This is a genomic window from Psychrobacter sp. M4, assembly GCF_055699795.1.
Window position 1 is genome coordinate 1832054 of record NZ_CM146740.1, and the last position, 14848, is coordinate 1846901.

The window sequence follows — 14848 nt, forward strand, 5'->3', positions numbered from 1 at the left end:
AATCTAAAATTATAAAGACCAAACCATGCGCCTAATCGAACTCCGACTCAAAAACCTCAACTCTTTAAAAGGCGAATGGCATATTGACTTTGCCGACCCTGCTTTTATCAACGAAGGTATTTTCGCCATAACAGGGCAAACTGGCGCGGGCAAGACCACGATTTTGGATGCCATTTGCTTGGCGTTATATGGCGAGACGCCGCGTATCAATAGCATTAGCAAAACCAGCAATGAAGTCATGACGCGGCAAACGGCGGAGTGTTTTGCCGAGGTGGTCATTGATTTAAACGGCCTCCACTATCGCTGCCGTTGGGGTCAGCGCCGCGCTTATAATAAGTCTGATGGCAATTTGCAAGATGCCACCCATGAAGTTGCCAAAATAAACCTAGCTAATACCGAAAAAGATGATGAGATTTTAGAGAGTAAGCTCTCACGCACCAAAGATAAGATCACCCAGCTGACGCGGATGGACTTTCAGCAGTTCACCCGCTCGATTTTACTGGCGCAGGGTAGTTTTTCCGCCTTTTTAAAGGCCAAGGCTGATGAGCGCGCCGATATTTTGGAGAAAATAACGGGCACTGATATTTATGCCACTATCTCAGCTCATGTTTTTGATAAAAAGCGCACCGAAGAGGAGGTGCTTAGTAAATTACAATACGGCTTAGACGGCTTAATGCTACTAGATAGCGACAAAGAAAATGAGCTCAACGCTACTTTAGCCTCGTATCAAAGCACGCAAAATGAGCAGCAACAGATTATTAATACTTTGGGCGAGCAAATCAAATGGCTTGATAGCGTTACAGAATTAAAGGATAAATTACGCACTTATCAGCATGATCTTGAGTACGCCAAGCAAGCGCAGCAAGACTTTATCCCTGATGCTAAGCGTCTCAAAGCTGCTAATAAAGCGCTGGAGATTGACAGTCAATACAGCCAGCTTACCTACAACCGTGAAACCGTCAAGCGTTTGCAAAATGAGCAGCAGGCGCTGAACCAGCAATTACCTGAGCAGCAAGAACGCCTAGAACAAGCAGCTCATACTTTAAAAGCGGCCAATGAGCGTGTGCAGAACACTCACGATGAACTGCAAACCGCCTTGCCCAAAATAGCCCAAGCCCGCAAGCTCGATAGCAATATCAATCAGCAAATCCATATTTTAGACGATCAGCGTCAAAGACAACAAACCCTGAGCGCTAATACCCAGCGTTTGCGCGACGATATCGAGAGTCATAAAGACAGCTTAACCCAAAATAAGGCTGCGCTGGCAAGTGTAGAGAAACATCTTGCAGCGGCAAACGAGCTAAACGACATCGATACGGATACCGCCAACTTTGATAACCATTGCAGCCGTTTAAAAGCACTGTTGCAAGACAATGCCCTATTGGCAAACGATAAGAGTAACCATGATAACCAAAGCAGCCAATATCAAGCCGACCTTGATAATTATTATGAGCAGCAAAGCGCTAATAAAGCCTTGATTACTAAGAGCTGTGATGAGTTAACCGCTGTGCAAAAAAAGCAGGCAGCCCTCACGCAATATCAGTCTTTGGCAGATATGCGCGGTGAACAAGAGCAGATTGACCGTATCAGCACTCAGATTGAACAAGTGAGCTTTAAAGTACAGCGTCTTGATGAGTTTGCTACGCAAAGTAGTAAGATGATGGCTAACCTGACCATTATTGATAATGATTTAGCGATAATGTCCAGCAAAATTACTGAGAGTGAGTCTGCCCTTTTAGATGCCAAAGACAGACGCCAAGACAAACAAAAATTGCTCGACTCATTACAACAAGTAGCAAGCTTAGAGCATTATATTGCTAAGCTCAAAGACGGTGACCCCTGCCCGCTTTGCGGCGCGCTTGAGCATCCTTACGCTGTGCATCATCCTATCTTAGACAATGACCAATTCGAAGTTGCGCAAACACAAGAGCAAATGGCCAAGCTTGATACCTTGATTCATGATTTAGAGCAAACCTTATCCAAACATCGTGTCGATTACGCCACCAAACAAAACCAGCTTGCACAGCTAGAAGAGCAGCAAAGCGGGCTCAACACCCAGATAAAAACCTTGAGCGCGGATAGCAGTCAGCTCATACAGACGCTTTTGGATAAAACATATACTGATATTATTAGTAAAACCATTGCTCCACTCATACAGAGTAGCAAGGACATGGCCAATGCAGAATCGGCTGATTTTAATCTCATAAAGGACGCCTTAACGCTGCTAAGTACCAGCAGAAACCAACTTACCGCGCACAAAGAAGCGCTAAAAGCTACCTTAACCCAATATGAAGCGCTTGGTGATGAAGGTACTAAAATCAGCAAAACGTTGGAGTCTTTGGAGAAGACCCAGTACAAGCTGGCAAGTGAGATAAGCACGATTGAGACTGATATTAGGATTGGCGCGTCAGCGATAGACAGTATCGATAAAAAGGTGAGCGCTAATTTTTCTGAATTAAAAATCCTTAGCAACGCTATATTAGTATTATTAAGTAAATATCTCGCTGGCAAATCTAAATCTAATGCAGTGACAAGTTCAGTGGCAGAGTGCTCAATATTACAGCCTTTGCTAGACAGTATAGATACTCAAATTGTCCTAAGTGGAGCTGACTTTGACAGCCATATTCACACTCTTCGACAGCGGCGTAGTGAATTGGTGCAGTTAAGAAAGCAGTTTAATACCTATAAAGATGAGCGGCAAAACTTGCTAACTACGCTTAGCACCTTAGGCACCCAAATTGATACCAAGCAAGCCCAGCTCGATAAAGAAAATAATGAACTGGAGGCGCTGACTGAAACTATTAGTGAGAAAACCAAAGCGCTTGCACAATTAAAAGCTGATAGACAAGCAATTTTTGTTGATAAAAACCCTGATGAAGAAGAGCAGCGCTTACGTGACCGAGTTGCAGAAGTCAGTTCCATGCAAGCCTCAGCACAAAGGCAATGGGATAATGCCGAGCACACGCTGATACAATTAAAAGAAAAACAGCAGCAGCTTACCGACCAACTGGCTACCGCGACTACTGCCCTTGACGCCCAAGAGAGCGCCTTTAAATCAGCACTTGCCGTCTCCGAATTTACCGATGAGGCAGATTTTATTGCCGCGCGGTTATCCATTGACGAGCGCAGCTCGCTTAAGCAGCAGCATGAAAATATTGATTATAGACTCAAGCAAGCACAGTCGTTATTAAAAGAGTCTCAGCAAGGACTGGCAGACAAACAAGCCGAGTCGCTGACTACTGATAACAGAGAAACACTCATTGAACAACAGACGCAAGCGTTGGATAAAAGCAAACATTTAATTGAGTCTATCGGCGCAATCAGTCAACAGCTCAAAGATAATGAGGATAAAAAACAAAACCAGCTAGCGCAGCTTGAGGCTATCAATGCTCAAAAGGACAAATTACAAATCTGGCAACAACTCAATGACCTCATAGGCTCGAGTAGTGGCAAAAAGTATCGCACCTTCGCCCAAGGCCTTACCTTTGACATTATGGTCAGCCATGCTAATACCCAATTGCATAAAATGAGTGACCGCTATCTGCTGATTCGTGATGATAATAATGCGCTGGAGCTCAATGTCATTGATAATTATCAAGGCGGCGAGATTCGCAGCACTAAAAACCTATCAGGCGGTGAAGGTTTTATTATTAGCCTAGCTCTCGCGCTAGGACTCTCACAAATGGCGAGCAATAATATTCGTGTTGATTCGTTATTTTTGGACGAAGGTTTTGGCACCCTTGATGAGGAGTCGCTGGATATCGCCCTCGATACGCTGACCAGCTTGCAACAAGAAGGCAAACTCATTGGCGTCATCTCTCATGTGCAAGCATTAAAAGAGCGCATTTTGACCCAAATTCAGGTGAAAAAAATCTCGGGCGGCTTTAGTGAGATTACGGGGCAAGGCTGTTACAAAATCGCAGGCTAGAACAAAGGGCTAATAAAAAACCGCCGCTAATAGATTAGCGGCGGTTTTTTATTAGCTTAAAAGTAGCTCTCTACTGTTTCACAAACTATTTTGTCACAAGATTGCTCAGTTCACTCATCAATACTGATAGCGTAGATAGACTGATCACACTATCATCATTCTCATAAAGAGTATCAAGCTTTTTCATCTCTGTCTTCACTGACTCAAGCTGCGATTCATGACGCGACTGCCACTCGTTAAAGGCCTCTTTGGCATTAGGTTCTGATAATATCGCATTCATAAGCAGGCGCAAACTACGTGTCAGCTCATTGACGAGCGCATGACGGGCACGGCGATCCCAATAGTTCTGCTGCGGTAGACTGGCGATATTGTCGATCATCCAATCAAATTGTAGCACTTGATAGGCTTCAAAATAAAGCGTGGCAATGTCGTCGACCGAACGCTCATACTTCTCAGCGAGCAAGGCGGCATCAAGGGCATCAACATGGTAAGGCAAAATAGCAAATAGCGCAGCATCGTTGTCAGACAAACCATCGGCAGTCAGGCTTGCCGTATCATCTTGCAAATACTGCGAAAATTGCTGTTCGATAAAGCCGCCAGATTTGATCAATTGCGCGACACTACCACCAAAGCGCTCAATCATATCGGCGACTTGCAAATCTTGACCAAAGGCGTTGATAAACCAAACCACTCCGCTTTCCATAGCGTCACGTAAGCGTAGCTCAAGTTTTAATAACAAGGTGGCATCGACTTTATTGTCTAATGATTCAAGCAGTTGCCACACCTCTTTGACTTCAAACACTTCACGAGTAATGGCGTAAGCTCGGATGATAGTTGCAAGCGACTGTCCGGTTTCCTCAAAAAGACGGAACAGAGCTTCAATCCCCAAACGATTGACGACGCTATTGGTCAGATAAGTACTGATAATTTCACGGTTTAGACGATGCTCAGTCATCTCATCAAAGAAGCGGGCAACCAGCTCATCGGGGAAATATTTACGCAGCTCATTGATAAAATAAGGCGCGTCAGGTAAGTCAGATAACAGCAAATTATCATAGACCCACATCTTGCCATAGGCTAGAACCACTGCCAGCTCAGGATTGGTCAAACCAGTACCCGCTTTTTGGCGTTTGCTAATCTCCTCATCTGATGGCAAGTATTCAATAGCGCGGTCCAAACGACCCTCAGACTCAAGCAGTTGAATAAAGCGTTGATGGTCGCTTAAATTAGCCGTAGCGCGCATATGGCTAAGCTCAATAGCTTGCGGCTGTAGGTAGTTTTGGCGTAGCACCAACTGTGCAACACTAGAGGTCATACTCTCAAGTAGCTCGTTGCGCTGCTTGAGAGTCATATCACCTTGCTCAACCACTTTACCTAACAGAATCTTGATATTGACTTCATGATCTGAGCAGTTAACGCCGCCTGAATTATCAATAGCATCAGTGTAGATACGGCCGCCAGTTTGCGCATATTCAATACGCCCTTGTTGGGTAAAGCCTAGATTACCACCCTCACCGACAACTGCCGCGCGCAGCTCGCCGCCATCGACCCGCACTGCATCGTTGGCGCGATCACCAACATCAGCATGGCTCTCATTAGCGCTTTTCACATAAGTACCAATACCGCCGTTCCAAATCAGATCCACAGGAGCACGCAGTAAAGCACTGATAAAATCGTTTGGCGCCATACTGTCCGCTTCAATAGCGAAGATCTCTTTCATCTCATTACTGATAGCGATGGTTTTGTCCTGACGCGAGAACACACCGCCACCTTCGCTAATGAGCGATTTATCATAATCGTCCCATGTCGAGCGCGGCATATTAAATAAGCGTTCGCGCTCAGCATAGGAGCTTTTTGTATCTGGATTTGGATCGATAAAGATATGTAAGTGGTTAAAAGCGGCGACCAGCTTGGTATGGGTTGAGCGTAGCATGCCATTACCAAAGACGTCCCCACTCATATCACCAATACCAACGACCGTAAAGTCGTCGCGATTTTGGATGTCCATACCGCGCATACGGAAATGACGCTTGACTGATTCCCAGCCGCCACGCGCCGTAATGCCCATCGCTTTATGATCATAACCGACCGAACCGCCGGAGGCGAAAGCATCATCAAGCCAGAAGTTATATTCACTGGATAAGGCGTTGGCAATATCGGAGAAAGTTGCCGTACCCTTGTCTGCTGCAACTACTAAATATGGATCGTCTTCATCATGACGTACCGTATTGGCAGGCGGAACTATCTCGCCATCAACGATATTATCTGTGATATCAAGCATACCGCGCAAAAAGGCTTGATAGCAGGCAATACCTTCAGCTTGAAAAGCTTCACGGCCATCAGCCATAGTTTTGGTTTTAACAATGAAACCGCCTTTTGAGCCCACGGGCACAATAACTGCGTTTTTGACCATTTGCGCTTTGACTAGGCCTAAAACCTCGGTACGGAAATCCTCCATACGATCTGACCAACGCAGGCCACCACGAGCCACTTTGCCGCCACGCAGATGCACCGCTTCTACACGCGGTGAATAAACGAAAATCTCAAACATAGGCTTAGGTTTGGGTAGATTAGGAATATCTGCGGCCAAAAACTTAAATGATAGCCGGTCTTTGCGTGCCCCTTCATCATCGGTCTGATAAAAGTTCGTACGTACCATGGCATTGATTAAATCCAAATACCAACGCAAGATACGATCCTCATCCAAACTATCGACATTAACCAGTGCATCGTTAATTTGCTCTTGGAATTGAGCGGTTTTACTGGCGCGCTCCTCTGCGCTATGCTTGGGATTCATACGCGCATCAAACAAATAGCTAAGTGCCACGCTGATATCACTATTTTTTACGACGGTTTGTTGAATATAGCTGCTAGAGAATGGCGCTTTTGCTTGGCGCATATAGCTTGATAGTGCACGTAGTACAACGACATCATAAGTATCAAGCTCAGTGATCAATACTAGCTCATTAAAGAAATCACTCTCAACACGTCCAGCCCAGATCTGCTTGAGACTATCTTCAAACTGCGTCCTTACTACCCGGATATCGACTTTGTCAACATGCTCTAAGGTCAGCTCATACTCTTGCATCCAAATGGGCTGCTCTGGCAGATCAAATTCATAAGTTTGCGCTGAGATGACCGATACTCCAAAGTTCTCTAGTATAGGCAGAACTTTGGACAGTATTACCGGCTGTTGACGTCCAAAGAGCTTAAGATGTAGCTGATTACTGGCATCTCCTGTTGATTGATACAAGTGCCAAATCATAGGCTTTGTATCGTCGAGGCTGGCAAGCTTTTTGGTATCTTCAACAGCGGTACGAGTATCAAAACGCTCTTGATAAGCGGCTGGAATATAAGATAGAAATTGCCGCGTTAAGACATTGGTCTGCTGTTCACCCACGTTATCTAGTAGCATTTTTTGATAGTGGTCGCTCCATGATTCCATCAGTGCCGATAACTCTGCTTCAAGATCGCTGGTATCGACATCATTGACTTGGCCTGGGACCGTACGCACATGAACATGGACGCGGGCATGCTCTGACTCATTAAATTCAGTGATAAACCCTGATGAGGTTCCGCCATAAGCCTCTTTTAGTACGTTTTGTACTTTGATGCGCAGCTCAGTATTGAATTTTTCACGAGGAATATACACCAGACAAGATACAAAGCGCTGATAATGATCCACTCGGCTAAATAGCCGCAGTTTTTTCTTATCCTGCAACTGGGCGATACCAGCTACTATAGGATACAGCTCTTCGACATTGGCTTGAAATAAATCATCACGCGGCAAACTGTCAATAATATGTATGGTTTTTTGATAGGCATGACCATCGCGCGGTAGATCTACCATTTTCATGATTTGGTTGGATTTTTCACGTAGTAAAGGAATATCTTGTACGCTTAGCTGATAAGCTTGTGAGGTGAACAAACCAATGAAGCGATACTCGCCAACTAGCTGACCCTTTTTATCAAACTTATGAATGCCCACAAAGTCCATATATACGGGACGATGGATAGGTGACACGCGGCTTGATTTTGATAACATAAGGACGCGTGGTTCAGTCAACAGCTGCTTAAGATTGGATGGTAACTCATTGAAGCTTTTTGAGAGCGTGTCCTCACTTGAACCGCGCAATAAGCCAAGTCCACTATTACCAATAGCAAACAAGTCTAAATCATCACCCTTAGTTTCTAAACGATACTCACGAAATCCTAAAAAGATAAAATTATTATCTGATACCCAGTCCAAAAAGGCCTGAATCTCTTGTTTTGAATAGAACGTTTCAGGTAATGATTTGTCTGTCAATTCAGCGTTGATCTCTGTTAGCCGTGTTTGCATCTCTTGCCAATCACCGACTACAGTATCTAAGGTGTCTACGGTATCTAATAATAACTGCTGCAAAGAAGCTAAAGTATCATCGTCTTGATAAGCAATCTCGCAATGAATGAGAGACATCTGGTCGGTGTTGCTCTCATTGGCATACTTAACATGTAAGACGTTACCATCGTCATCACGCTCCACACTAACGATCGTATTATAAGTACGATGAACATCAATGCCTTCTGCTTCAAGAGTCATCAAAATAGTATCTACTAAAAAAGGACGGTCATAAGCCACAACCTGAATGACGGTATGTGAGCTATGAAAATGTTGCTCCTCAGCTGCTGGGTTTAGTATGGCGATTTGTGGTTTAGTGCCCTCATAAGCCTTAAACAAGGTAAAGTGATGTAGCGCCATACCTGCCAAATCAGCATCACTCAGAGCATCCGCCGCTTCATGATGTAGTGAGCGATAATAACTATTAATAAAATGATCTAGTAGCGATTTGTCCTTTTGCACATAGTTGGTAGCAATATCACTAATTTGACCGACACGCTCTTGGGCAATGCTAAGAGAGTTGGGCATAATTTGTGTCCTTTTTTATAAGTTTTAATAGTGTATTTAATATTAGTTTTAAGTTTTTTACGTTTGGATACTTGCTGTTGCTTAACGATAATTTTTACTTCTCACTCAAAATTCGAGTATGAGACCGTGCATAGCGCTGGCTAGTTAGATCAGGATTGCTATACTCTTGAGATTGTAACGCACCTACTGACATAGCTAAAGTGTAAAAAACTATTTCATGCATGGTAGGGCTCTCGATAACCTTTGTTTATGAAACAATGTCAAATAGCACAGTCTATTCAAAGGTCGGTTTTAGCTGATTTATATTGTTATTTGACCTCAGTAAAATCTTTAAGATAGGCTCTAATAGGTAGGCGTTTTTGAGCTCTTGTTGCTATTACGTTCTGCTATGTGGATACTCATGGCAATCGCTGCAACTTTTTTGCTAGAATACGACAGTATGTTTAACCGCGTTGTATTACTTATTATTAATACTCTTGCTACTGACACTTTTTATTATTAAGGACAAAACCTAAGATGAACATTTTGGTAATTGGCTCAGGTGGCCGTGAGCATGCGCTGGCTTGGCAGTGTGCCAAGGATAACAACGTACAACGTGTCTATATCGCTCCTGGTAACGCAGGTACCGCCCTTGAACCGAAATGCCAAAATATTGTTTTAGCCGATGATACAAAAGATCACAGTACGATTATAGAGTTTTGTAAAAACAAAGCTATCGACATGGTCATTGTTGGTCCTGAAGCTCCTCTTGTAGCAGGTATTGTCGATGCATGCCGTGATGCTGGTATTCCAGCATGGGGCCCAAGCGCTTATTGCGCTAGGCTTGAGGGCTCCAAGACTTTTGCTAAAGAATTTATGGCGCAGCACAATATTCCCACCGCCGCCTATCAAGGTTTTACGGACGCTAAAAGCGCCAAAGCCTATGTCAGTGAGCAAGGCGCGCCTATCGTTATAAAAGCGGATGGGCTTGCTGCAGGTAAAGGCGTTATCGTCGCCGAAACCGTAACTGACGCCCATAATGCCATTGATGATATGCTTGCAGATAATAAGTTTGGGGATGCTGGTAGCCGCGTGGTTATAGAGCAGTTTCTGCAAGGTGAGGAGGCCAGTTTTATATGTATGATAGATGGCAAAAATATTTTACCAATGGCGACCAGTCAAGATCATAAACGTGCTTTTGAAGGTGATACGGGACCTAATACAGGCGGTATGGGCGCTTATTCCCCTGCCCCTGTCGTCACGTCAGCGGTCCACGATAAGGTAATAACACAAATCATTCAGCCAGTGGTAGATGGCATGAATGCTGCCGGTCATCCTTATACTGGTTTTTTATATGCAGGTTTGATGATCGATGAGTCAGGTAATCCCTTTGTTATTGAGTTCAATTGTCGTTTTGGTGATCCAGAGACTCAGCCTATCCTTATGCGCTTACAATCATCCATGGTAGATTTGGTGAGCCAAGGGCTAGCAGGAGAGCTGCCAAAACAAGCTAAATGGAATGAGCGTCCTGCTCTAGGTATCGTTATTGCTTCTAAAGGTTATCCTGAAACGTCATCTAAAGGGGATGCAATCAGTGGTCTACCGGAGCTGGATCCCGATAATAAGTCTACAGTAAAGGTGTTTCATGCAGGTACTGCGTTTGCGAATGGTAAGCAATCAGATAATCTAGATGCCGCGCGCGCTACTGATAATGATAATGATAAAGAAATTGTCACTGATGGTGGGCGCGTATTATGCGTAACAGCACTTGCTGATACGATACTAGATGCTCAGCAAGAAGCGCTCGCTGTAACTGGCGCGATTAGTTTTGAAGGCGCACAGTATCGCCGTGATATTGGACATCATGCTATTACTCGTAAGCCTTCTTGATACGCTACCTATCATTTAAGCGCGGTTGTTAGTCAGAGCAATCTTCTTAAACAACGTGGCAAACCTAAGGAGAAATGATGGTGAGAATCTTTGATTTAGATTCCATCATTATTACCCTCAAACCTGTTGAACACTTGTATCACTAGCAAGCTTACAGTACGTTATATGATACAATTCTGTACATCACTAGCACCCTTCTTTGTATTGTTAATCTTAAATCTATAAATCAATACTAACTTGATAAATGGTTGTATTTATGGCAAATGAACCGTCTAGACCTACTAATAACAGGCAATCAATTGATAACCTTAAAACCTCAGGGTTTGAGCGTCGATTATCTATTGCTAAAACGTCTTTGAATATTGGTCGTCGCTGGGCAGGTAATAGTGTATCGGGTATGTTTTTGGACAAGCAAGCACGCTCCAAACGTAATCAGGCATTTATGGAGGCGCAAGCGAATTATGTAGCAGAAGAGCTTGGTAAACTAAAAGGCTCAGTGGTGAAAATCGGTCAAATGCTAGCGATGTATGGCGAGCATGTATTACCGCCTGAGATTACGCGCGCGCTCCAAACGCTCAATGATGACACGGCAACACTTGCTTGGCCTAAGATAGAGGATACACTACGCCGCATTTTAGGTGATAAATTAGATGAGCTTGAAATCAATACTACACCTATTGGCACAGCTTCATTAGCGCAAGTCCACCGTGCAACAATAATAGAAACTGGTGAAGATATTGTATTAAAAATTCAATATCCAGGCGTGGCAGATGCTATTGACTCAGACCTAGCGTTGTTTAAACGCTTGTTAAAAGTAAGCAACGCTGTACCGCAAACTCGAGCGCTTGATGAGTGGTTTGAGGAGATTCGTGATCTTCTTCATAATGAAGTTGACTATGATGTGGAAGCGGCAACGACAGAGCGTTTTTATGGACGATTGAAAGACGATCCGCGTTACGCTGTTCCTAAAATTAACCGTAACTATTCTAGCAAACGCTTACTGTGCATGAGCTACGAATCTGGTGTACCAGTGACATCAGACAAATTACAACTACTCTCTTCTGAACGTCGTAATGCTATTGGGCAAGCAGCCATTGAGCTGATCATGCAAGAGATTTTTGTATGGGGTGAGATGCAGACCGATCCCAATTTTGGCAACTACTTAGTGCGTATTGGTAATGATGAAAATGAACCCGATAAACTAGTACTCTTAGACTTCGGTGCTATTCGTCAGTTTGATTATGCTTTATTGACAATCGCTCATGGTCTGCTGCGTGCAGGCTACTATCATGACCAGCAAGCTATGGAAGCGGCAATGACGGGCTATGATTTTTTTGACACTATGAGTAATAAAGTAAAGTCTGATGTCGCCTCATTATTTTTATTAGCTACAGAACCCTTTAGCAATCCTGAGATGAATTCGGAGATTCCAGCTAACTGTCTAGATGAAAAGCAGCGTTATATTTGGGCCAATAGTAAACTACACTCACGCATATCAGCCAGTGCTAGACGTGCTATGCAGTCTTTTGAGTTTAACTTGCCACCAAAAGAGCTTATGTTTATTAGTCGCAAATTTATAGGGGCTTATACTTTTTTAACGGTTATAGATGCTCATACCAATTCGGAGAAATTAGTCAAACCTTATTTATAGTAAAAGGTTTGATCTAACTTAATTTTTGACTCTAGATTTGAATTAATTGTAGATTTGACTTTTGAAATCGTCTTCTTTAGAAGCGACTTTTGTATATTTATTATTTGCTTAGGCTATTTTATAATTGTATGTCCTTGTTATGACTCTTTTAAGATGTTGTTTTTACACTGCTTAGGCTATTCACTTATTCTTTTATTTCTTCCATTTGCCAAGTATCAAACCTTGTCCGATACCCTTCAGGTTTATACATATTTAGCTGCCAACAAATCTCTTGGCGTGCTAAATACTTAATCTCAAAATGAGTGCGTTGACTGTGCATAGATACTAGATGACGAGATATTGGTAAACACCAAGTTTCTTTGGCTTCTTGTTCTGCATTATCCATGTAAGCTTCGATATTAGTCGCTAGAATAATCTCTCCACCCTCTTGTAGCCGTGATAATAAAAACTCAAAGAAGGGCATATTAAGCCACTGTTGATTGTGGTTGTGCTGTTCAGGGTTAGGATAGAGTATGTATATTTTGGCGACGCTATTTGGTGCAACAGCATGTACTATCCACGCTAACGCATCAGCATGAATAGGTATTAGATTATTGAGTCTTTGCTTTATCGCCAACTTTGTAAACGCTTCAAACTTGTTACGAGTCCGTTCGATCGCTATTAGCTGTTGATTGGGGTTTTGGTCGGCAAAGCTCAGCGCATGCTTGCCCTTCCCTGCTCCAATCTCCAAAATTAGAGAACGTTTATTTTTATCAGTCGCTGATACCTTGATAGCATCGGGAACATAAAAGTTTCGTGGTACTGAAAGTTTTTCTGGGCGAAAGGCGCGTTGTTTTCGATGGGAAAGGATATTCACAGGGCTTGTCATATATGTTGCACTACACCTCTCAATCTTTGTTTAATGAAAATGTTTACTTAGGCTATTTATTGATTTTCTATAGCAATACATTTTTTGTTTTTTGACCACTGCATGCTATTATAATGAATTTTATATTCTAATAAAACGAGGATAACCTGACTATTATTATGACCCAATCTACTCAAGACTCTTTACCCAAAACTTACCCTTGTCCGCGCTGCGGCACTCAAACTGCTTGGCAAGACAATAAATCTAAACCATTTTGTAGTGAGCGCTGTAAGCTTATCGACTTAGGCGCTTGGGCGAGCGAAGAATATAGCCTACCTGCTGAATCCACTCCTTTCTCTGATGAGTTTTAACTCTTTATTTTCATTTATCATACTGCATAATTTACTACCTAACCTACTGTTTTAATAACCAAGGATACCTATATGTCAGCGACTTACCTGATGCCCACTTATAATCGTCAACCGATTAGCTTTACTCACGGCTCAGGTAGCTGGCTGTATACCAAGGATGATACCCCTTATTTAGATGCGCTTACAGGTATCGCAGTTTGTGGTCTTGGTCATTGTCATCCGCAAGTTACCGAAGCCATACAACAGCAGGCTGCCACACTCCTACATACCAGCAATCTATTCGGTATCGACTGGCAGGAACGAGCTGGCGAAGCCTTATGTACTGCAGCACAGATGGACAGCGTATTTTTCGCCAATAGCGGTGCCGAGGCCAACGAAGCGGCACTAAAATTAGCGCGATTATACGCTTATAATAAAGGCTTTAAGAGACCGAGAGTTATTGTAATGGAACAGTCCTTTCATGGCCGTACTTTATTATCAGTCTCGGCAACCGCTAATCCTAAAGCGCGTGAAGGTTTTTTTACCCTTGATGATGACTTTATCCGCGTGCCTTTTGGTGATATCGCGGCAATTAGACAAGTGGCTCAAGACTATGATGATATTTGTGCCCTCTTTGTAGAGCCTATCCAGGGTGAAGGTGGAGTCAATACTGCTAATAACGGCTTTACATATTTGGAAGAACTGCAGGCAGAATGCGACGCTCATGATTGGTTATTTATGCTTGATGAAGTGCAGACTGGTAATGGCCGTACGGGTAAATATTTTGCCTATCAGCACAGCGACGCTTGCCCTGACGTATTGACTACTGCCAAAGGACTAGGTAATGGTTTCCCAGTAGGCGCTTGCATGGTTAGAGGCCGGGCAAAGGATCTATTTAGCGCTGGTAGTCATGGTTCAACTTATGGTGGTACTCCGCTGGCAAGCCGTGTCGTTCATAGCGTTTATGACGTATTAACCAATAGCGGCATTATGGAGAATGCTGTACGCGAAGGTCAGTTTATTCGTGACAGTCTAGTTAGTGAATTACAGCAATATGGAGTTAGTAGTCGCGGTGCAGGTACGATGATAGGTATCGTACTTCCTGAAACAACGGACTGTAGCGCGCTCGTTGACAAAGCTCGTGATGAGCAAAAGTTAATTATCAATGTTACGGGTAGTCATGTTATTCGTCTACTGCCGCCACTAAATATACGCCGTGAAGAAAGCATACAAGTGGTTGAACGTTTAGTTGATTTGTTAAACCCACTACTTTAAATTCATGTTAAAAAGCCTCTAA

General features: G+C 43.3%; 7 protein-coding genes. 5 read left to right on the plus strand and 2 right to left on the minus strand.

Going from position 1 to position 14848, the window contains the following annotated elements:
* The first annotated feature begins 25 nt into the window (after positions 1 to 25).
* The gene (locus tag ACR63N_RS07460; protein ID WP_472781781.1) at positions 26 to 3928 is read left to right on the plus strand and encodes an AAA family ATPase; all 3903 of its coding nucleotides are present in this window, start codon (positions 26 to 28) and stop codon (positions 3926 to 3928) included.
* 85 nt (positions 3929 to 4013) lie between these two features.
* On the opposite strand, the gene ACR63N_RS07465 is transcribed toward ACR63N_RS07460, so the two are convergent.
* Positions 4014 to 8834 carry an NAD-glutamate dehydrogenase gene (locus ACR63N_RS07465; protein ID WP_367107004.1) on the minus strand — a complete coding sequence of 1607 codons (4821 nt, stop codon included), beginning with the start codon at positions 8832 to 8834 and terminating at the stop codon, positions 4014 to 4016.
* 516 nt (positions 8835 to 9350) lie between these two features.
* Between ACR63N_RS07465 and purD the strand changes: the two genes are divergently transcribed.
* Positions 9351 to 10703 (plus strand): phosphoribosylamine--glycine ligase, encoded by a 1353-nt coding sequence (gene purD / locus ACR63N_RS07470; RefSeq protein WP_472781782.1) that lies wholly within the window; start codon positions 9351 to 9353, stop codon positions 10701 to 10703.
* Positions 10704 to 10959: 256 nt separating this feature from the next.
* A complete protein-coding gene (locus tag ACR63N_RS07475) occupies positions 10960 to 12354 on the plus strand; it encodes an ABC1 kinase family protein (RefSeq protein WP_472781783.1) in 1395 nt (464 codons plus the stop codon).
* Positions 12355 to 12538: 184 nt separating this feature from the next.
* Here the strand turns inward: ACR63N_RS07475 and ACR63N_RS07480 are convergent, their stop codons facing one another.
* The gene (locus ACR63N_RS07480) at positions 12539 to 13222 is read right to left on the minus strand and encodes a DUF938 domain-containing protein (RefSeq protein WP_472781784.1); all 684 of its coding nucleotides are present in this window, start codon (positions 13220 to 13222) and stop codon (positions 12539 to 12541) included.
* A gap of 158 nt (positions 13223 to 13380) precedes the next feature.
* On the opposite strand from ACR63N_RS07480, the gene ACR63N_RS07485 reads away from it, so the two are divergent.
* On the plus strand, positions 13381 to 13572 hold the full coding sequence (locus ACR63N_RS07485) for a DNA gyrase inhibitor YacG (protein ID WP_367105837.1): 192 nt from the start codon (positions 13381 to 13383) through the stop codon (positions 13570 to 13572).
* A gap of 72 nt (positions 13573 to 13644) precedes the next feature.
* Positions 13645 to 14826: an aspartate aminotransferase family protein gene (locus ACR63N_RS07490; protein ID WP_367111906.1), complete on the plus strand. Its 1182-nt coding sequence runs from the start codon at positions 13645 to 13647 to the stop codon at positions 14824 to 14826.
* Positions 14827 to 14848: the final 22 nt, after the last annotated feature.